We start from the raw sequence: 17,563 nt of genomic DNA, 5'->3' as shown, positions 1-17,563 counted from the left end.
TTAAGAAGCGCCGGCCGCTTCCTCATACTCCACTTCTATTTCTTCTCCTGCACGATGGTATTCCTGCAGTACAGCATCCTGAATCTTACTCCGTGTACCGGAATTGATCGGATGTGCTACGTCCCGGAATTCACCATCCGGTGTCCGTTTGGAAGGCATAGCGACAAATAAGCCGTTATTCCCTTCAATGACACGAATATCGTGTACGACAAACTCTTGATCCATTGTAATAGAAGCGATAGCACGCATTCTTCCCTCGGTATTAACGCGGCGTAATCTTACGTCAGTTACTTCCATTATGCTTCACCACCCTTACCTTATTTAGAACTTATTACCAGTAATTCTACATAAGACTGGAAGTTCCTGCTCCAAATAGAACTTTTTTTAAAAAAATAAGAGAAAGGATGGGAAAGCATCATCAGCTGAAATAGTTGCCTTTTTGTACCTCAATCCGCTGATTCCGTACATCGACATTCTGAATCTTGATCAACGATGTGTAATCCTCGACCACACGTTCTTCTTCTTCATCTTCCGCTTCCGCCAATACGCCGATTGCGGTAACGTTCGCATTGAATTCCTGCAGGAGACTCTTCATTCCGTTGATGGTCCCGCCTGCTTTCATAAAATCATCCACAATGCAGACATTGGCTTGATCAGGGATGCTGCGTTTGGACAATACCATCGTCTGTATCTTTCTGGAGGATCCAGATACATAGTTCACGCTGACTGTCGATCCTTCTGTCACCTTTGGATCACGTCTGACAATGACAACAGGCACATTTAAGTAAGTGGCAGCAGCATATGCAATCGGAATACCTTTTGTCGCCACCGTCACCACCACATCGATTTCTCGATCGTGGAATGCTGTTGCAAATAAGCGGCCAATCTTATCCACCGCTGCTGGTTCACCAAGTATATCACTCATGAATAGGTATCCCCCTGGCAGGAGTCTGTCGGAATCCGCCAGTTTATCGCACAGCTCCTCGATAAAAGCTGCGCTATTCTCCTGCGAGTAAACAGGGATATAGCGAACACCGCCTGCAGCGCCTGAAACAGATTGTAAATACCCGATACCTTCATGCTGGAACATATCATTTATAATGGACAAATCCTCACTGACGGAGGATTTGGCAGCAGCGTACGTCGTCGAGAAATATGGCAAAGACACCAATTGCTGCGGATGAGTCATCAAATAGTTCGTCATCGCAACCAAACGTTCACTTCTTTTCATCTCTACACCTCAAAACCGAATGTTATTGTTAGATAATAACATTCTCGTACGGTTTTAATCAAGCTCCGTTCGCCCACCGAGCATCCGCACAACATATACATGCTCGCAGAAACCCCTGAGACTGTTATAGATTCGGTAAGCACGGCTCTCCTGGGATACAAGGGAAAAGACTGTCGGTCCGCTTCCGCTCATAAGCACCGCATCTGCCCCTGCTTCACTCATCTGCTGTTTGATTTGCTTCACTTCCGGGCAAAGTTTAAGCGTGACAGGCTCCAGTACATTGGCGACTTTGTCACAGATGGATTGAAAATCGCCTTGCTCAATGGCATTTACCATTCCCTGTGTATCAGGGTGCTCGATAGTATCAATCTTTAACTGCTGATAGATGGTTTGAGTGGACACACCGATACCGGGATTCGCCAATACGACCCAGCATGCTGGCGGAGCCGGGAGTTCCTTGATTTTTTCCCCGCGTCCAGTCGATAATGCTGTCGAGCCATATACACAAAACGATACATCCGATCCGATCTTGGCTCCGAGCTCGGCCAGCGTATCCAGCGATAGCTGCAAATCCCATAATGTATTCAGACCGCGCAAGACGGCTGCTGCATCACTGCTTCCTCCAGCAAGACCCGCCGCAACCGGGATTTGCTTGTCTATGTATATCTTGACACCTTTGTCGATGTTATATGTATCTTTTATCAGTTGCGCCGCACGGTAGGCAAGATTACGTTCATCGTTCGGTACAAAGCGATTGTCCGATTCGATCTCGATCTTGTTCTCCTGTAACACGATTAACTCTATCCGGTCTGCCAGGTCGATCGTTGTCATCACCATCTCTACCTCATGATAGCCATCCGGGCGTTTATACAGTACGTCCAACGAAAGATTGATCTTAGCTGGCGCCTTTTCGAGCAAATGCATGCCATGTCACCTACTTTAGTTGAATTTCTTCAAAATTGTATCATAAAAAGAAGGTGCAGGCTATTCTGCCTAAAAAGAAGGAACCCTCCTCTTTATAAAAGAGAAGGGCCCCGCCTTATTGCTTATCGCGCATAGACTGCTCAGCCATGGCAATGGCATACTTGACCATGTTCCCGGCATCGCGGGAACGAATGCCGCCCCAGCCTTCCTTCTGTACAGTGTCGTAAAATCCAAGCTCCTTTGCAATTTCCTCTTTCAGTGCATCAGACATGATCCCTCTTCTTCTGCCCAAAGAAAACAGCTCCCTTCTGAGATTGTACGACATTCTTATTCTCTGTCCCGTCCCGTATGCTATGCCTGTCAGATCTTTGTAAATAAGGCAAAACAAAAAGCAGGAGGATATCCCCCTGCTTTCCTTCAAGCATTATTTTGCAATTTCGTTCAAATCATCCGTATCAAAATCCAATTCGACTGTTTCGGTTAAGACATCTGCATAGCTATAGGAGACACGCTCAAACGCATTCTCATCCTGATCGAGTTCTACGATGAATACAGCTGGATACGTTTCCGCAAGTACTCCGCAACGTTCGATGGTTTTCTTTCTCCCACCATTAGCTTTCAATTTTAAACGTTTACCAATTTGTCCTTCCAGACCCTGCTTAATTTCCACTAATGTTTTAGCCACTGCACTCCACCTCACTGATCTAATCATAACACATTTTAGATATGGAGTCAAATAAAACTTTTTATTATAACAGCATACCAATTTTGATGTCAATGAAAAGATTAAATGTTTCTTATTTCATTTTATTCTTTCAAATCCATACAAAATTATGCATCAGTGGCAGATTTACGATAAGTACAGCCATTAATCGTCCTCATTCACCTCATCCGGATCAACAAAAGGCAATCCTGTCCGAAGCAATCCGCGTGTCTCGATTCCGCCAAGCCCCCGTTCACCAGTCAATGTATTCCGGAGCGCGTCCCATACACCTACTTTTTCCATGAATGGGGTATATGCGACCTTTGCGACAATGTAGACCGGATCCAGGGCATGAATATTGATCCTGCTGGGAGAGCTTGCAAAATTCGCCCCTGCTCGTATCAAGGATTCAAAATGGGACTGACAAGCGCCGGCAAATATGATCAATTGATCCAAATGGGGATAGAGCCTGCGTGCCTCCCTCACCGTTTCGACAAAATACTGCGAATGACGATAGGCTCGGATATCGGATTTATCTCCCTTGTTTTTCTGGAAGGCATCATGTCCTGTAACGACGATAATATCTGGCTGGATTTTCTCCAGGAGGGAAGTGATTTGGAGCGGCATTTCTTTTTCCTGCAGATGGATGCCATGCACTTGGATGCCGAAACGCTGATAAAAATCGATGCATTTTTTCAAATATGTCTTATCCCCATCGATGTGGAGCACCTTTGCAGGAATTTGGAAGTAATTCGGGCTATGCTGATAACCTGAGGTTGATTCATAATCCCGCTTATCCTTCATCAGCAGGTAATCCTGGCGAAAGAGGCGGTAGGAGTAGTCTTCTTTGTCCTGCCATGTCTTCTTGCGCTTGGTTATTTCACGTGTCCCAGCCTTCACCAGGTCATCCCGGGGAGCATCGGCGATTAACCGCATGTCCTCTCCATGCAGGATGACTTTATTACTCGTGAAGCTGGATACACGGAACAATAAATCATGCTGATATGATTTTCTAGTGACGATATCACCGATCGCCAAATCCATTCCGTTCACCTCACCCACCAAAGCTTTCTTCTACAGCGTATGATGGATGGGCAAAAACGTTCAGAATCTGGCTGTAAAGGTGTTCGCCAAGGAAGCGAATTCCGCCATCGCAAGCGATTCTCCCCGTCTTGTACCATCGATTCCCGCTTCGCTCATGATATCCTCGAGCTCTTCTTTCGAGAAACGGGAAGCAAAATGCCTGTTCAGATTGTTACGCAGCGTTTTACGGCGCTGACCAAAGGATGCCTGAATCAAATCAAAGAAGAATTTTTCATCATCCACCTGAACCGGCGGTTGCTTGCGCAGCTCAAGATGAAGAACGGCAGAATCCACATTCGGCTGCGGCATGAATGCCGTTTTCGGCACAGTCATTACGACAGCGGCTTCCGTATAATACTGAACAGCAAGCGATAAAGAACCATAGCTTTTCGTGTTGGGCGCAGCAGCCATACGATCGGCCACCTCCTTTTGGATCATGACGGTGATACTGGAAATCGGCAGCTTTCGAGTAAGCAGATTCATCAATATCGGTGTTGTAATATAATAAGGCAGGTTTGCGACAATTTTTATTTGCTGTTCCCCGAAATAATGCTCCAGCTCCTGCTGCACATCCGCTTTCAGGATATCCTCATTCACAACTTTCACATTGTCATATGGAGACAATGTATCTTCCAGGATAGGCAATAAACGCTGATCTATCTCAAATGCCAATACCTTATCCGCCGCAATGGCGAGCTGCTCTGTCAATGCCCCCATCCCAGGTCCGATTTCGATCGCACCTGTATCTTTCGTCACTCCTGCGTGCTGGATGATATTGCGCAGGATGTTTGTATCAATCAGGAAATTCTGTCCGAGGCTCTTCTTAAAGGAAAAATTATATTTCTTAAGCAGCTCCTTCGTCCTTGTCGGGGTGGCAATATGCCGTTCATTCGTCATTGTCTTCCTCCTGTATGATTTGCTGCATCGTTTCGACGAACAGCTGCTCTGGTATCCGGAACATGGCAAGCCGCTTGAGAAGCTGTTTGCCGTTTGTATGTCCGATCGCCAGTCTCTCTCCCAGCTGCTCGCGCCGCTGTTTCGCCCTTGGTCCGCCAAGGAGGCCAAATGCTATGACAGCTTCCCTGGAGATTTCCGGTATATAGGCTTCACTCGTCTCATACACCTGCTCCAAAGCCTCACGGATTGATTCAGCCGAAGCATGCTCGATACCGATGCCTTTGTTATTGCGGGCACGCGCCTTGTCCTTTGACAGGAATGCGTGCTTGCATCCGGGTACCGCCTGGGAGACAATATGCCGGATACGCTCACCTGGATAATCAGGATCAGTAAATATGATGACACCGCGTTTTGCTTGTGCGTGTCTGATTTGTTCAATGATACCATCATGTATGGCAGACCCATTCGTCTCGATTGTGTCTGCCTGGATCGCTTGGTTTATCTTTGCCGTATCATCTTTTCCTTCCACGACAATCACTTCTTTAATTTGCACGTTATTCCCTCTATGATCTTATTTTGTATAATCTTTCGGCATTCCGGGTTGTCAGCTCTGCCAATTCCTCATACTCAATGCCGCGCAGTTCAGCAATCTGTTCAGCAACCAGCTTTACGTAAGCAGGCTCATTGCGCTTGCCCCGGTTTGGATGAGGCGCCAGATATGGGCAGTCCGTTTCTATCAGCAATCGATCCGCCGGCACCATTTTTGCCACTTCCTTCGGTGCCCTGGCATTTTTGAAGGTGACAGGACCGCCAAGGGAAATATAGAAATTCATATCGAGGAATTCCTGTACAAGATCCGCTTCATCACTGTAGCAATGCATGATACCCCCGACCTCGGCGGCTTCTTCTTCCTTCAGGATCGGAACGATATCTTGTGTTGCTTCCCGATTATGGATGATGATGGGCAGCTTGACGCGTTTGGCAAGCTGAATCTGCCGCCGCAATACATCTTTTTGGATGTCCTTCGGTGACTTGTCCCAATGATAATCCAGCCCCATCTCTCCAATCGCCACGACTTTAGGGTGTGATGCAAGCTCCTCGATACGTTCCAAGTCAGCATCGGTCATATCGATTGCATCGACAGGATGCCAGCCGATCGCCGCGTATACGAAGTCATATTTCTCTGCCAAATCGATTGCCGAAGTGATGCCCTCCGCATCACAGCCAATCACGACCAGGCGCGATACGCCTGCATCCTTGGCGCGCTGCAGCATCTCTTCCCGGTCTTCATCAAATTGCTTATCATTAATATGAGCATGTGTATCAAATAACATAGCACGATGTCCTTTCTATCTGTTAAAAAAGGAAAAACGCTTGCGTGCAAGCGTCTCCCCCTTTTTGTTCTTTATTTTACAATCGATCCGTTCGGCAAATCCTGCTCCACTGTTGCCAGTGCAAGTTTTCCATCCGCACTTTCGCCGGAAAGTATCATCCCTTCGGACATCTCTCCGCGAAGTTTGACCGGCTTGAGGTTCACCACACAAATCACTTTCTTGCCGACAAGCTCTTCCGGTGCATAATGTTCTGCAATACCAGAGATGACCTGGCGCTTCTCTGTACCTAAATCAAGCTGTATTTTCAATAGCTTATCTGCCTTTTTCACTTTATCGGCAGCGATGACTTCCGCAACCCGCAATTCCAGCTTCGCGAAGTCCTCATACTGCACTTCCGGAAGCTTTGCAGTGTCCTGCTCTTCTTTCGGCTTCGCCTTCTTCTCCGGCTCCGGAACCTTCATCATATTCTTAATCGCTTCCACTTCCACCTTTGCATCAAGTCGAGGGAAAATCGGGCCTTCCTTCTTCACTCGACGGCCTTCTTTCACTTCTGTTGCAAGAAGGGTATCCCATTCTTGGCTTGCTTCTTCTACCCCAAGCTGCGCAAAGATTTTAGCTGGCGTTTCGACAAGGAATGGACGAAGCAGAATAGCCACTTGACGCAGCACCTCCGCCAGGTGAGCCAGCACATTTCCCAGGCGATCGGCTTGCGCTTCGTCTTTTGCCAGCACCCAAGGCTTCGTTTCATCGATATATTTGTTAGCACGGCTTACTAACTGCCAAATCTTCGCAAGAACAACGGAAAACTCCATGTTCTCCATGCCTTCTTCCACTTCCTTGACAGTTTGTTTTGCCATGTCTTCCAATGCCCGTTCGAATTCCGTCTCCCCAGCAACGTAGGCTGGCACGATACCTTCTTTATATTGGCTGATCATGGCTACCGTACGGTTAAGTAAGTTGCCTAAATCGTTGGCCAGGTCAAAGTTCGTGCGATCGACGAAGCCTTCTGGCGTGAACACGCCGTCTGCTCCAAATGGCACTTCACGGAGCAGATAGTAACGAAGCGGATCAAGACCATAGCGTTCCTTCAAATCGACCGGACTTACGACGTTCCCCTTCGATTTACTCATCTTGCCGTCTTTCATCAGGATCCAGCCATGCGCGAACACTTTCTTCGGCAGCGGCAGATCCAATGCCATCAGCATGATCGGCCAGTAAATCGTATGGAAACGAACGATTTCCTTACTCATCAAATGCACATCGGCCGGCCAATATTTCTGGTAGAGGCTGTCATCATCGGAGCCATATCCCAATGCCGTGATATAATTGGTAAGCGCATCGATCCATACATAGATGACGTGCTTCGGATTCTCAAGTACTTTTGGTCCCCACTCAAATGACGTACGGGAGACAGCCAAGTCTTCCAAGCCCGGTTTGATGAAGTTGTTGATCATTTCATTTTTCCGGCTCACCGGCTGGATGAATTCAGGATTCTCCTCATAGTATTTCAGCAGGCGATCTGCATATTTGCTCGTGCGCAAGAAATAGGATTCCTCTTTCACGCGATCGACTGGACCTCCGCAATCCGGGCATCTGCCATCTTCCAGCTGTGTCTCGGTGAAGAAGGATTCACAGGAAGTACAATACCAGCCTTCATATTCATCCAAGTAGATATCATCCTGTTCCAATAGCCTGGAAAAGATCTTTTGTACAGTTTCCTTATGACGAGGTTCAGTCGTACGGATGAAATCTGTATTCGTGATCTCCAGCGTCTTCCAGAGTGATTTAATATCTTTTACGATGTTATCCACGTATTCCTGCGGCGTTACTCCTTGTTCTTCCGCTTTGCGCTGGATTTTCTGACCATGTTCATCCGTACCAGTCAAATACGCGACATCATATCCGCGCAGACGCTTATAACGAGCCATCGCATCACCTGCCACTGTCGTATAGGCATGTCCGATGTGCAGCTTGCCACTCGGATAATAGATTGGCGTAGTAATATAAAATGTTTTATTCTCTTTCTGCATCTGCTAACCCTCCATTATAAAAAAAGCTCACCAGCGCGAGCCGCTCGTATCGTTATTACACTTACTCTCTATTGTAGCGACTTTCGGTCATAAATTCCAATCCAGCAGAAAAATTTTCTTCTCTAAAGCGACAAAAAAATAAGCAGATATACGTATTTCTATGGTAATAATCCAACACATGAATCGAATGTGTCGAATAATGTCGAGCATTCGACAAATCCCCTTATCTTCTTTCTATTTATTTTTCACTATTTATCTTACTTATTTTACATATGCATCCATAATAATGGTATTAAATACCTAAAATTTTCCCTTTAATCTGTTTTTACTGCCAGCAACATGCTGGAATTCAAGATTTTTGAATTGACACTTATGTCAATCACTGGTACGATAAGCAGTAGTTAAATTGTCGAATAATGACGAATAAACATATATAAACACCCGAGAGGAGAAACAATGAATGAAATCAACAGGTATTGTACGTAAAGTAGACGAACTGGGAAGAGTTGTTATCCCGATCGAATTGCGCCGCACCCTAGGAATCAACGAGAAAGATGCTTTGGAGATCTATGTAGATGACGATCGCATCATCCTTAAAAAATACAAACCGAACATGACTTGCCATATCACTGGTGAAATCTCCGATGATAACTTGTCCTTGGCAAACGGTAAACTGGTTCTTAGCCGCGAAGGTGCAGAAGAGCTGATCAACGAAATTCAAGCACGTCTGAACAAATAATAAAAACCGCTCCGGCTTTGGAGCGGTTTTCTTTTTATTTACCCGATATGATAGGCCTGATACACATCCCGTTTGGGGAGCTGGCGATCCACAGCCACTTGCTTGATCGCTTGCTTTGAGGATGAACCCTCATTTTCCATATACCATTCGACATGTTCCCGTACACTCATTTCCTGCCAGAAGGCTTGCTCTTCTTCCAGCTGTTCCGCTTCCGAAGCTCCTTCAACGACAAGGCAGAACTCCCCTCTCACTGTTTCAGAGGCTGCCCAATCCAATGCTTCCTGCAATGTCCCTCTCAGGAATTCTTCATACCGCTTTGTCAGCTCCCTGCCTAGTGCCACCCTTCTATCACCGAAGGCAGCCAGCAAGGCAGCCAGTGTCTCTTTCAAGCGATGCGGACTTTCATAGAAAATCAGCGTCGCTGCCACTTTTCGAAGCTTCTCCAATTCACCTGTCAGTTCCTTCTTCTTCCGCGGGAGGAATCCATAAAATTGATAGGCATCTGTCGAAAGTCCGGATCCGACCAATGCGACGAGCGCTGCATTTGCCCCCGGCAATACAACGACCGGAAACCCGGCTTCGGCTGACGCCTGGACCAACTCCTGACCTGGATCGCTAATAGCCGGCATACCAGCATCGCTGACCAGACCGACATTCTTTCCTTCCCCCAGCAGATCCAGGAGCATCTGTTCCCGAGCTTTTCGATTATGCTCATGATAACTGATGAGCGGTGTCGAAATTTCAAAGTGGTTAAACAATTTTTTGGTATTCCGTGTATCCTCTGCAGCAACAGTATGTACTTGTTTTAAAGTCTCCAGCGCTCTCAGCGTAATATCCTGCAAGTTGCCGATCGGCGTGGGAATGATGAACAGCGTTCCTTTGTCCTGTTGTTCAAAACTTTTCTGTGATTGCATTCTGCTTTCCTCCTTCCTGGACGAGAGCCCACTTTCGATGTTTCGGAAGCTGTTTGATCCGGTATTCCTCCCGAAGGGCAGCCTGCCGGGAATCAAAGCCTCTTAAATAAACAAGGATAAAGGGACCCCTGCCTTTTGTATATTTTGCTCCTTTACCAGCAGCGTGCTGCTTCAAGCGTTTAGCGAGCGCATTTGTATATCCTGTATAAAGACTTCCATCCTTGCATTTCAGCATATAGACGAGATGCTCACTTGCTGCCATACAGGATTTCCTCTAGTTCTTCCGTATATCCCCCGTCTTCCTTATGGGAATACAGCGGCGGCAGGATTTTCAAACCGGGACTGCCATTACGGACACCTTCGATCAGAAGGATGTTCGCTTCTTTGCCAGGCTTCGGATAAACAAGCCGCATCCGTTTCGGTTCGATTTTCTGCTCGCGCATGGAGGTGACGATATCCAGCAATCGATCCGGGCGATGCACGAGGCTGACCTTTCCGCCTGGCTTTACGAGTTTCCGGCAGGCCAGGATGACATCCTCGAGGGTGCACATGATTTCATGACGGGCAATGGTCAAATGCTCATTCATGTTCTGCTCCCGTTTGCCTGGCGTCTTGAAATAAGGCGGATTACATGTTATCGCATCAAAAGGGCCGTTTCCCAAGACAGCCGGCATATCCTTCAAATCACCATGTATCATCTCCAGCTGATCCTCCAGTCCATTCAGGGCAACATTCCGCACAGCCATGTCATACAGACGCTCCTGAATCTCGACACCTGTCATCTGTGCTTTCGTCCTTCTGCTGAGCAATAAAGGAATCACAGCATTACCAGAGCATAAATCCAATATCCTCCCCCTTGAAAGAGGAATCGAGGCAAAATCAGCCAGGAGTACTGCATCCAATGAGAAAGCAAATACAGTCGGACTCTGGATGATGCGCATCTTTTCTTCGGCAAGCAAGTAATCCAGCCGCTCATCTCCTTTTAATTCCACCATATGGTTAATTCCCTTCTCGTATTTTTACAAAAAAGGACCTTCCCTACTAAGTGTAAGAAAGGCCGTCACATCATTTATTCTTATTCAAGAACGTCAAACAGAACAAGCAATCTTCATTTCGTCTCGGACTGCCGAAGTGCACGTTGCAGATATGGAACCCTTCCTCATACAAACGTGCCAGGTTATCATACCCTTCGCCAATCGGTGCTTCCTTGGACGGTGTGGCAATGCTGCCGGCTTTCTGTTCCTGATCAGCTTGGCCATCAAGACGATTGCGCAGATGATGGTTTTCTACCGTCAGACGGTTATTCTCTTCCAATAGCTCCGCCACATGACCCTTCACATCACCCAATTGCTTGTACAGCTGTCCGATTTGCTCTTCCATCTGTGTGACATGCTCTAATATTTCCTTCTTATTCACCGTCTCTCCACCCCATTAATCCATGGCTTGCGTTGAGATAACTCCTTCTTCGATCAGTTCATCTAAGGTATACTCGATAACCCGTTCCTTTTCCGGCACTTCAATCTGAATCAACCGTTCCAAAATGTTCAAGCCAACTACCTTACCCGATCCGTAAGAAGTCCGAATCGCTTCACCTAAATCCGGAAGCTCACGTTTCGCCTCTTCATACTCATCATTTTCATACTTCAAACAGCACATCAGCCGTCCGCACAAACCAGAAATCTTCGCAGGATTCAACGATAGATTCTGATCCTTTGCCATCTTGATCGACACTGGCTCAAAATCCCCCAGGAAGGTGGAACAGCACAGCATCCTTCCGCATGGACCAATACCGCCAAGGAGCTTGGCTTCATCGCGAACCCCTATCTGTCTCAGCTCGATCCGTGTCTTGAAGACCGCAGCCAAATCCTTCACCAGATTCCTGAAATCGACACGGCCATCAGCCGTGAAGTAGAATATGACCTTGTTCCGGTCGAATGTATATTCGACGTCGACCAAATTCATTTCAAGCTTATGTTCCCGAATCTTTTTCTCACAAATCTTATGTGCTTGCGCAGCATTCTCTGTATTCTCAGCTACGCTGAATTTATCTTTGTCTGTTGCGATACGAATGACTTTTTTCAGAGGAAGGACAACATCCTCTTCATCCACTTGCTTATTTGCAAGCACAACTCGTCCAAATTCCACGCCGCGAACAGTCTCTACAATAACATAATCGTCCAAGGCAATCGAAAGTGTGCCTGGATCGAAATAATAGATCTTACCCGCCTTTTTAAAACGGACACCAATGACTTGCATCTACCAATTCACCTCTGCATCTGAAGTGTTAATTTCTCCATGACTAGTGCAGGATGGACATTCTGGTCTAATTGGCGTTTCGCTTCCATAATGGACTGCAGGGCATCCGTGGCCCGCTGCCTCGTCCAATGGCGAAGGCTGTTTTCAAGCCTGTCTTTCTCCTGTATATAGATAATGGAATCCGGCCTGTCAGCATAAAGATAGATTATATCTTTAAACCACAACAATAGCAGATGTAACGCCAGCTGCTGCAGCTCGCGATCCTTCATCACAGGCATCCATTGACTATGGATAAACAAAAGCGCTTCATTAGGCCTGGTTTCCAGCACTTCTACTAATTGTACCACTAGTTTTCGCGCTTTAGCAAACCACTCTTGACTGGAAATTTCCATTGCTTCATCATAATTCTGCGTCAGCTGGGACAAAAGCCGGGCTGATGACTGCGGCAGACCTTCCGAAATGAGCAATTTCTCGAACTGCCCTTCATGCAGCGGCTGCAGCGCGAGTATCTGGCATCTGGATTGTATGGTCTGAAGCAGCGCCTGACTGTTTTCCGTCAATAGGATCGCTGTTGTTTGGGCCCCAGGCTCCTCAAGGAACTTAAGCAAGCGATTGGATGCATTGGCTGTCATCTTATCTGCATCTTCCATTACGTATACTTTGCGATCGGACTCCATCCCTGTATAGGAGAATTCCTTTTGCAGCTGGAGTATCTGGTCATTCTTTATCGAGGCGCCATCTGGTACGATCCAATGGAGATCGGGATGGTTGCCCGAATCGATGCGGCGGCAATCCTTGCAGTCATTGCAAGGCTCGGCACCAGTGCGATGTTTACAAAAGATACTCTTGGCAAACAAGCGGCTCAATGCTGTTTTGCCGGTTCCGCGCGACCCTTGGAATATGTAGGCATGGGAAATACGGTCGCGTTTCAGGCTGTTGACGAGCATCTTACTGACAACAGGCTGTTTCGTAGACATTTCAGCCCAATTTGACATAATGTTCTTCCTTTATCAGTTACTTCATGTGTATAGATTGAAAAGAAGCCCTTTGATCTCTCCGATCAGACCAAGAACGCCGATCTGCTGCTTTTCCTGATCCATCAAGATCTCCGTCAGCTCCATCAGCTTCTCATCGATCTGCCGGACAGTCGTGAGCTTCCGGGATCCGTGCTGGCTCCAGGAATGCTCGTGATGCAGCTCCATCCCGTTATCCTTGACATCTTCCATGAATTTTTTGATCTTCCGTTTATACAAAGCAAGTTCGCGGAACGAACGTGTTCGCGCGAGCCGTTCCCCTTGCTTGGTGATGTCCGTGATCAGCTGATGTAATTCCTGTCCTTGCAGTTTCCTGCTTTGGGACTGCACCAGCTCCTGGAATCTTTTGGGCTCGGCTGGTGCCTGCGAAGTATTCTTACGTGCAGCATCCAGCTGCGCACGTATATCGGGACCGATTTTCAACGGTATTGTCTCCTTTATTTAAAACTTGAAAAAGGAATCGACAGGCAGTACGAAAACAGTAGCTCCGCCGACCTCCACTTTGACCGGGTTCGGGATATAGGAGTCTGCATTGCCGCCCATTGGAGATATCGGCGCCACCATCTGATTGCGCTGACTGCAATTATCCTTGATGATATCCAGTACATCATCGACTTGATCATCCTCACACCCGACCATCAGCGTTGTATTACCTGCTTTCAGGAAGCCTCCAGTCGTGGACAGCTTGGTCGTTTTGAAATTCTGATCCCCAAGTGCATCTGTCAGCCTGTTGCTGTCTTTATCCTGAATGATTGCCAATACTAGTTTCATCTTATTTCCTCCTCCAAATCTTATCCATTACTTTTCTTTATCCTGCAAAAAAGCCATGATCTCCTGCACAGCATCTTCTGCCACGTCGGCAAGCGGTTTGGAAGCATCGAGTGTCACATAGCGGTGTTTGTACTGCTCCCGAAGAATCTGATATCCCTCATAGACGCTTTCATGGAAGGACAAGGCCTCCAAATCCAATCGATTCTTTTCCCTACCTTTATTCTCCGAAATTCGCGCCAATCCTGCTTCTGGGGATATATCAAAAAATAATGTCAAATCTGGCATGGTATTTTCGACAGCGAATCGATTGATGTCCAATACTTCTTCCATTCCCAGGCCTCGAGTGTAGCCTTGGTAAGCCAAACTGCTGTCGACAAAACGATCGCATAGTACAATCATTCCCTTTTTCAGCGCCGGCCACACCTTCTCCACGAGATGCTGTCTTCTTGCAGCTGCATAAAGCAGCGCCTCCGTGCGGCCATCCATGCTTGTATTGGCTGGATCCAGAATCACCGCGCGAATCGCCTCTGCTATCTCGATCCCGCCTGGTTCACGTGTAGCCAGCACCTGGTAGCCCTCTTTTTCCAATCGAGCTGCCAGTAGCGGTATAGCAGACGTTTTTCCCGCACCTTCTCCGCCTTCAAGCGTAATAAACAATCCTGTCAAAATCATTCTCCTTCTTCTAAACCTCTATAGGTGAACATCCCTTCTTCAACGCGTTCATTTTGAAAAGAGATATTGTTGTTCTTCCATAATTGTATCATTTCCACATGCTGTTTTGTAACGATTTCTCCTTTTGCCAATACCGGTATCCCTGGTGGGTAAGGAATGATTGCTTCTGCTGCGATACAGCCGACAGCCTTGGACCACTCCGTGAAAAACGGCTGCCGATCCTCCATCTCTGCATAACTTACCCGCAGCTCCTGGATAGGCTCGGAAAAAAGGTGGGCAGCTTCCTGAGGCTCATGCTTGAGCGGTTCTTCCATCTCGTCCATGGCAATTTTAATGCGATTGAAATCGTCTTCGGATATTGCTTCCAATCCATGAACGAGCAGAATATGCCGATTTGTAACCAATTCCGGAAAGATACCGGCTGTTTCCAGCATGTCTGCAACCTGCTTTGGCTGATATTCCGGCCGTACACGCAAAACAATCTTCAGCCAATCACCGGATGGTCTTTCCACCTCCCATAAATCCGATGAAGCAAGCAGCTTTCGCAATGCATCGACGGCTTGATGAAGGTGCTCCATATCCGCAGGCTTACGGGTAGCCAAGTACCTCCTGGCTGTATCGAGTGATGCCAGCAGTAAATAAGAAGGACTGCTGGACTGCAGCATCCTCAAATAACGATCAATAGAAGGAATGGAAACATAATTGCCATTCATATGCAGATAGGAAGCCATCGTGAAGGCCGGTGCCATTTTATGAGCAGACTGGACGACTACATCTGCTCCAGTCTCCAAGGCACTCATAGGCAGTGTGTCTGATGCCCTAAAATGAACTCCATGAGCCTCATCCACCAAAACCGGTATATGATGCTTGTGTGCTTCTTCCACCGCTTTCCTCAAATCAAAAGCCGTGCCAAAATAATCCGGATACGTCACGATGAGCGCCTTTGCCTCCGGATACTTGGATATTGCTTCCTTTATCGTTTCCTGCGCGGGATGGGTATACCTTTCTTTCTCCCCATCATACACTGGTGCCAGGAAGATAGGCTTTGCCCCGGCAAGCTCCAGCCCATTCAATATCGACTTATGACAGTTGCGCTGTACAAGCACTGGATCATTTCTTTTAATTACTCCCAATATCATGGCTAGATTCCCGACAGTACTTCCACCGACAAGAAAACGCGTTTGCTGTGCACCGAAATAAGACGCTGCCAATTGCTGCGCCTCGGCAATCACATCATCGGGAGCATGCAGATCATCCAAGCCTGTCAGCTCCGTCTGATCGAGCAATGCTGCATGTTGAAGGAACGTTTCTTTTCTAAAGAGCGCTCCATTTTTGTGCCCCGGCACATGGAACGAGATTGGCTTCATTTGCGCAAACCGTACCAATCTATCATATAACGGCGTATCCAGCTGATTCATTCTGTTCTTCCTTTAGCTTTTTTCATTTATTATACGCACACATACAGAAAGAAAAAAGCCTTGTACAGGCTTTAGTGGAATGTCATTTGATTCAAGTTCCGAAGTTTTTTTACAAAGTAATGATATTGTACTTCCTTCGGTTCTGTCTGGATGATTTTCTGCTCACATTCCTTGCAGATAAATAAACGATACAGATGTATTCCCTCTTGCTTCTCTTGGTCACAAATTCCGCATAAGCAGCTTTTGCTCATCATACTCCACCTCCGTTAGGTTAGTTTCTCCTAAACTAACGAACTTCATACCTGCCAATCTTGTATTCTAAGTTTATGTTCACCTCTCAGGGATGTTGTTTGTACGCTTTGTACGTATTGACGTTGTCATAGGAAGAACTTCTTCCCTTTTATAAACTATAGGGTACAGGAGGAAACTCTCCTATGCTCCCCGCAGCAGACAGCCCTGATGGACAAGCAGGTTGGGACTGTCCGAAAAAGTCTTTTCAAAAAGGCTGATTTTTTTTACACTAAAATAGAACATATGTTCGTTTTTTTAGTTGAAAGGAGGAACATACATGTGCAGCAAGGAAAAGCCTGAGCAAAATAAAATTCATCCGAATGCAGCCCTGATGCAAGGCTTCCTGAAAGAAGAACAGCACCGATCCATATACGAACAAGCAACTCGTTATCCTTCTGCGGCTAACCTGCAAAAGCTAAATGCTGCTTTTCAGCAATTCTATACAGAAATACAGCTAACGAATTACCTTACGATGACCCTTAGCTATTATGCAAGAAACTACAGCAAACAAGCATCGAAACTTTCAGGCAAGGAATTGACCATCCTTGATCAGCCAGCAAGCGAAGAACAGGAACACACAAAAAAGGAGATGCTTGTCGCAAAAGAAAACACAACTGCGTACAAATGGGAACAAGCAATTCATGACCCGGATCTCCTGATTGCCATTCAAGGGCTGCCTACAAAGCAGAGACATTATTTAGAGCTCCATTTCATTCATCAGCTCACCCATACCGAGATTGCTGAAAAATTGAATATCTCTCAGCAAGCTGTTTCAAAGTCGATCAAAGCCGCACTTGGGAAGCTCCGTTCAGCTCTTCCGAAAGGAGATGCACCATGACGACAGAAAGCATTGTTTCCATGATCGGTAATCTTGGATTCCCCATTGTAGTCTCGTTTTATCTGCTCATACGTCTCGAGCAAAACATCAAGCGCCTGGAACAAACACTCCAGGCGCTGATAGATCAGATCCAAAAAGGAGGAAATTGAATGAATACATTGCTTGATCTCACCATCAGAGCAAAAGAAGACGATACAGCTGCGCTGGAAGCTGTCCTTATCCGTTTCCAGCCCAAGATAAAAAAATTGAGCAGCAGCGCTCCCTATGCATGGAAAGAAGATATGGAACAAGAGCTGTATATCCAGCTAATCAAAGCAATTCACCGCTTTGAAATCAAAGAGGTGGAGCCTCAATGGGATTTTTCACATCAACTTATTTCTGCAATATAAAAAATCCCTGATCCACATAAGGATCAGGGATTTCATTTT

25 protein-coding genes are annotated in these 17,563 nt (G+C 46.6%); 4 read left to right on the top strand and 21 right to left on the bottom strand.

The window, feature by feature from the left end; translation table 11 throughout:
* The 10 genes from spoVG to metG all read right to left on the bottom strand — a co-directional run bounded on the left by spoVG (position 1) and on the right by metG (position 8,202).
* The gene (gene spoVG / locus CHH53_RS16075; RefSeq protein ID WP_038562451.1) at positions 1 to 297 is read right to left on the bottom strand and encodes a septation regulator SpoVG; all 297 of its coding nucleotides are present in this window, start codon (positions 295 to 297) and stop codon (positions 1 to 3) included.
* A gap of 121 nt (positions 298 to 418) precedes the next feature.
* Positions 419 to 1,231 (bottom strand): pur operon repressor, encoded by an 813-nt coding sequence (gene purR, locus CHH53_RS16070; protein WP_095217153.1) that lies wholly within the window; start codon positions 1,229 to 1,231, stop codon positions 419 to 421.
* 54 nt (positions 1,232 to 1,285) lie between these two features.
* Positions 1,286 to 2,155, bottom strand: a complete 870-nt coding sequence (ispE, locus tag CHH53_RS16065) for a 4-(cytidine 5'-diphospho)-2-C-methyl-D-erythritol kinase (RefSeq protein ID WP_095217152.1) — start codon at positions 2,153 to 2,155, stop codon at positions 1,286 to 1,288.
* 115 nt (positions 2,156 to 2,270) lie between these two features.
* Complete coding sequence (locus CHH53_RS16060) at positions 2,271 to 2,447, bottom strand: small, acid-soluble spore protein, alpha/beta type (RefSeq protein WP_038562461.1); 177 nt, start codon at positions 2,445 to 2,447, stop codon at positions 2,271 to 2,273.
* 132 nt (positions 2,448 to 2,579) lie between these two features.
* A complete protein-coding gene (gene veg, locus CHH53_RS16055) occupies positions 2,580 to 2,840 on the bottom strand; it encodes a biofilm formation stimulator Veg (RefSeq protein ID WP_038562465.1) in 261 nt (86 codons plus the stop codon).
* A gap of 183 nt (positions 2,841 to 3,023) precedes the next feature.
* Positions 3,024 to 3,902, bottom strand: coding sequence for a sporulation peptidase YabG (gene yabG, locus CHH53_RS16050; RefSeq protein ID WP_095217169.1), 879 nt, complete (start codon positions 3,900 to 3,902; stop codon positions 3,024 to 3,026).
* Between the two features lie 60 nt (positions 3,903 to 3,962).
* Positions 3,963 to 4,838 (bottom strand): 16S rRNA (adenine(1518)-N(6)/adenine(1519)-N(6))-dimethyltransferase RsmA, encoded by an 876-nt coding sequence (gene rsmA / locus CHH53_RS16045; RefSeq protein ID WP_095217151.1) that lies wholly within the window; start codon positions 4,836 to 4,838, stop codon positions 3,963 to 3,965.
* The gene (gene rnmV / locus CHH53_RS16040; protein WP_095217150.1) at positions 4,828 to 5,391 is read right to left on the bottom strand and encodes a ribonuclease M5; all 564 of its coding nucleotides are present in this window, start codon (positions 5,389 to 5,391) and stop codon (positions 4,828 to 4,830) included. The genes rsmA and rnmV overlap by 11 nt, the downstream gene beginning before the upstream one ends.
* A gap of 10 nt (positions 5,392 to 5,401) precedes the next feature.
* Positions 5,402 to 6,172, bottom strand: a complete 771-nt coding sequence (locus CHH53_RS16035) for a TatD family hydrolase (RefSeq protein WP_095217149.1) — start codon at positions 6,170 to 6,172, stop codon at positions 5,402 to 5,404.
* A 71-nt stretch (positions 6,173 to 6,243) separates the two neighbouring features.
* Entirely contained in the window at positions 6,244 to 8,202 is a 1,959-nt protein-coding gene (gene metG, locus CHH53_RS16030) for a methionine--tRNA ligase (RefSeq protein ID WP_095217148.1), read from the bottom strand.
* A 460-nt stretch (positions 8,203 to 8,662) separates the two neighbouring features.
* Here metG and CHH53_RS16025 point away from each other — a divergent pair, with 460 nt between their 5' ends.
* Positions 8,663 to 8,941: a transition state genes transcriptional regulator AbrB gene (locus tag CHH53_RS16025; protein WP_095217147.1), complete on the top strand. Its 279-nt coding sequence runs from the start codon at positions 8,663 to 8,665 to the stop codon at positions 8,939 to 8,941.
* Between the two features lie 38 nt (positions 8,942 to 8,979).
* Here CHH53_RS16025 and rsmI read toward each other — a convergent pair whose 3' ends face one another.
* The 11 genes from rsmI to CHH53_RS15970 form a co-directional block, all read right to left on the bottom strand.
* Entirely contained in the window at positions 8,980 to 9,855 is an 876-nt protein-coding gene (gene rsmI, locus CHH53_RS16020; RefSeq protein WP_095217146.1) for a 16S rRNA (cytidine(1402)-2'-O)-methyltransferase, read from the bottom strand.
* Positions 9,833 to 10,117, bottom strand: coding sequence for a GIY-YIG nuclease family protein (locus tag CHH53_RS16015; protein WP_095217145.1), 285 nt, complete (start codon positions 10,115 to 10,117; stop codon positions 9,833 to 9,835). The genes rsmI and CHH53_RS16015 overlap by 23 nt, the downstream gene beginning before the upstream one ends.
* Positions 10,104 to 10,847: a tRNA1(Val) (adenine(37)-N6)-methyltransferase gene (locus CHH53_RS16010; protein ID WP_198946066.1), complete on the bottom strand. Its 744-nt coding sequence runs from the start codon at positions 10,845 to 10,847 to the stop codon at positions 10,104 to 10,106. Before CHH53_RS16010 ends, CHH53_RS16015 begins: the two co-directional genes overlap by 14 nt.
* 73 nt (positions 10,848 to 10,920) lie before the next feature.
* Positions 10,921 to 11,271 (bottom strand): DNA replication initiation control protein YabA, encoded by a 351-nt coding sequence (gene yabA / locus CHH53_RS16005; protein WP_095217143.1) that lies wholly within the window; start codon positions 11,269 to 11,271, stop codon positions 10,921 to 10,923.
* Positions 11,272 to 11,286: 15 nt separating this feature from the next.
* Positions 11,287 to 12,111, bottom strand: coding sequence for a PSP1 domain-containing protein (locus CHH53_RS16000; RefSeq protein WP_095217142.1), 825 nt, complete (start codon positions 12,109 to 12,111; stop codon positions 11,287 to 11,289).
* 8 nt (positions 12,112 to 12,119) lie between these two features.
* Complete coding sequence (gene holB, locus CHH53_RS15995) at positions 12,120 to 13,106, bottom strand: DNA polymerase III subunit delta' (RefSeq protein WP_095217141.1); 987 nt, start codon at positions 13,104 to 13,106, stop codon at positions 12,120 to 12,122.
* Between the two features lie 24 nt (positions 13,107 to 13,130).
* Positions 13,131 to 13,568, bottom strand: coding sequence for a YaaR family protein (locus CHH53_RS15990; RefSeq protein ID WP_095217140.1), 438 nt, complete (start codon positions 13,566 to 13,568; stop codon positions 13,131 to 13,133).
* Between the two features lie 18 nt (positions 13,569 to 13,586).
* The gene (locus CHH53_RS15985) at positions 13,587 to 13,916 is read right to left on the bottom strand and encodes a cyclic-di-AMP receptor (RefSeq protein ID WP_093728709.1); all 330 of its coding nucleotides are present in this window, start codon (positions 13,914 to 13,916) and stop codon (positions 13,587 to 13,589) included.
* A gap of 27 nt (positions 13,917 to 13,943) precedes the next feature.
* Complete coding sequence (gene tmk, locus CHH53_RS15980; RefSeq protein ID WP_369819907.1) at positions 13,944 to 14,582, bottom strand: dTMP kinase; 639 nt, start codon at positions 14,580 to 14,582, stop codon at positions 13,944 to 13,946.
* 2 nt (positions 14,583 to 14,584) lie between these two features.
* Positions 14,585 to 16,006 (bottom strand): aminotransferase class I/II-fold pyridoxal phosphate-dependent enzyme, encoded by a 1,422-nt coding sequence (locus tag CHH53_RS15975; RefSeq protein ID WP_095217139.1) that lies wholly within the window; start codon positions 16,004 to 16,006, stop codon positions 14,585 to 14,587.
* A gap of 71 nt (positions 16,007 to 16,077) precedes the next feature.
* The gene (locus CHH53_RS15970) at positions 16,078 to 16,257 is read right to left on the bottom strand and encodes a sigma factor G inhibitor Gin (RefSeq protein WP_095217167.1); all 180 of its coding nucleotides are present in this window, start codon (positions 16,255 to 16,257) and stop codon (positions 16,078 to 16,080) included.
* 317 nt (positions 16,258 to 16,574) lie between these two features.
* Between CHH53_RS15970 and CHH53_RS15965 the strand changes: the two genes are divergently transcribed.
* The 3 genes from CHH53_RS15965 to CHH53_RS15955 are packed head-to-tail and all read left to right on the top strand — an operon-like array spanning position 16,575 to position 17,524.
* Positions 16,575 to 17,135, top strand: a complete 561-nt coding sequence (locus CHH53_RS15965; RefSeq protein ID WP_095217138.1) for a sigma-70 family RNA polymerase sigma factor — start codon at positions 16,575 to 16,577, stop codon at positions 17,133 to 17,135.
* Positions 17,132 to 17,284 (top strand): YvrJ family protein, encoded by a 153-nt coding sequence (locus tag CHH53_RS15960; protein WP_095217137.1) that lies wholly within the window; start codon positions 17,132 to 17,134, stop codon positions 17,282 to 17,284. The genes CHH53_RS15965 and CHH53_RS15960 overlap by 4 nt, the downstream gene beginning before the upstream one ends.
* Positions 17,285 to 17,524 (top strand): helix-turn-helix domain-containing protein, encoded by a 240-nt coding sequence (locus tag CHH53_RS15955; protein WP_095217136.1) that lies wholly within the window; start codon positions 17,285 to 17,287, stop codon positions 17,522 to 17,524.
* Positions 17,525 to 17,563: the final 39 nt, after the last annotated feature.

It is taken from the genome of Terribacillus sp. 7520-G (genome assembly GCF_002271665.1).
In the GTDB taxonomy this organism is placed as follows: domain Bacteria; phylum Bacillota; class Bacilli; order Bacillales; family Amphibacillaceae; genus Terribacillus.
The sequence above is the reverse complement of the archived record's forward strand: the minus strand, read 5'-3'. Positions and strand labels throughout refer to the sequence as shown.

What these genes read in the sequence shown, in the direction of transcription:
- rsmI (WP_095217146.1), bottom strand. Translation starts at nt 9,855, where the DNA reads ATGCAATCACAGAAAAGTTTTGAACAACAGGACAAAGGAACGCTGTTC.
- CHH53_RS16000 (WP_095217142.1), bottom strand. Translation starts at nt 12,111, where the DNA reads ATGCAAGTCATTGGTGTCCGTTTTAAAAAGGCGGGTAAGATCTATTAT.
- CHH53_RS15955 (WP_095217136.1), top strand. Translation starts at nt 17,285, where the DNA reads ATGAATACATTGCTTGATCTCACCATCAGAGCAAAAGAAGACGATACA.
- CHH53_RS15970 (WP_095217167.1), bottom strand. Translation starts at nt 16,257, where the DNA reads ATGAGCAAAAGCTGCTTATGCGGAATTTGTGACCAAGAGAAGCAAGAG.
- CHH53_RS15985 (WP_093728709.1), bottom strand. Translation starts at nt 13,916, where the DNA reads ATGAAACTAGTATTGGCAATCATTCAGGATAAAGACAGCAACAGGCTG.
- CHH53_RS16025 (WP_095217147.1), top strand. Translation starts at nt 8,663, where the DNA reads ATGAAATCAACAGGTATTGTACGTAAAGTAGACGAACTGGGAAGAGTT.
- metG (WP_095217148.1), bottom strand. Translation starts at nt 8,202, where the DNA reads ATGCAGAAAGAGAATAAAACATTTTATATTACTACGCCAATCTATTAT.
- CHH53_RS15965 (WP_095217138.1), top strand. Translation starts at nt 16,575, where the DNA reads ATGTGCAGCAAGGAAAAGCCTGAGCAAAATAAAATTCATCCGAATGCA.
- spoVG (WP_038562451.1), bottom strand. Translation starts at nt 297, where the DNA reads ATGGAAGTAACTGACGTAAGATTACGCCGCGTTAATACCGAGGGAAGA.
- purR (WP_095217153.1), bottom strand. Translation starts at nt 1,231, where the DNA reads ATGAAAAGAAGTGAACGTTTGGTTGCGATGACGAACTATTTGATGACT.
- holB (WP_095217141.1), bottom strand. Translation starts at nt 13,106, where the DNA reads ATGTCAAATTGGGCTGAAATGTCTACGAAACAGCCTGTTGTCAGTAAG.
- CHH53_RS15975 (WP_095217139.1), bottom strand. Translation starts at nt 16,006, where the DNA reads ATGAATCAGCTGGATACGCCGTTATATGATAGATTGGTACGGTTTGCG.
- CHH53_RS16035 (WP_095217149.1), bottom strand. Translation starts at nt 6,172, where the DNA reads ATGTTATTTGATACACATGCTCATATTAATGATAAGCAATTTGATGAA.
- CHH53_RS16015 (WP_095217145.1), bottom strand. Translation starts at nt 10,117, where the DNA reads ATGGCAGCAAGTGAGCATCTCGTCTATATGCTGAAATGCAAGGATGGA.
- yabG (WP_095217169.1), bottom strand. Translation starts at nt 3,902, where the DNA reads ATGGATTTGGCGATCGGTGATATCGTCACTAGAAAATCATATCAGCAT.
- CHH53_RS15960 (WP_095217137.1), top strand. Translation starts at nt 17,132, where the DNA reads ATGACGACAGAAAGCATTGTTTCCATGATCGGTAATCTTGGATTCCCC.
- ispE (WP_095217152.1), bottom strand. Translation starts at nt 2,155, where the DNA reads ATGCATTTGCTCGAAAAGGCGCCAGCTAAGATCAATCTTTCGTTGGAC.
- rsmA (WP_095217151.1), bottom strand. Translation starts at nt 4,838, where the DNA reads ATGACGAATGAACGGCATATTGCCACCCCGACAAGGACGAAGGAGCTG.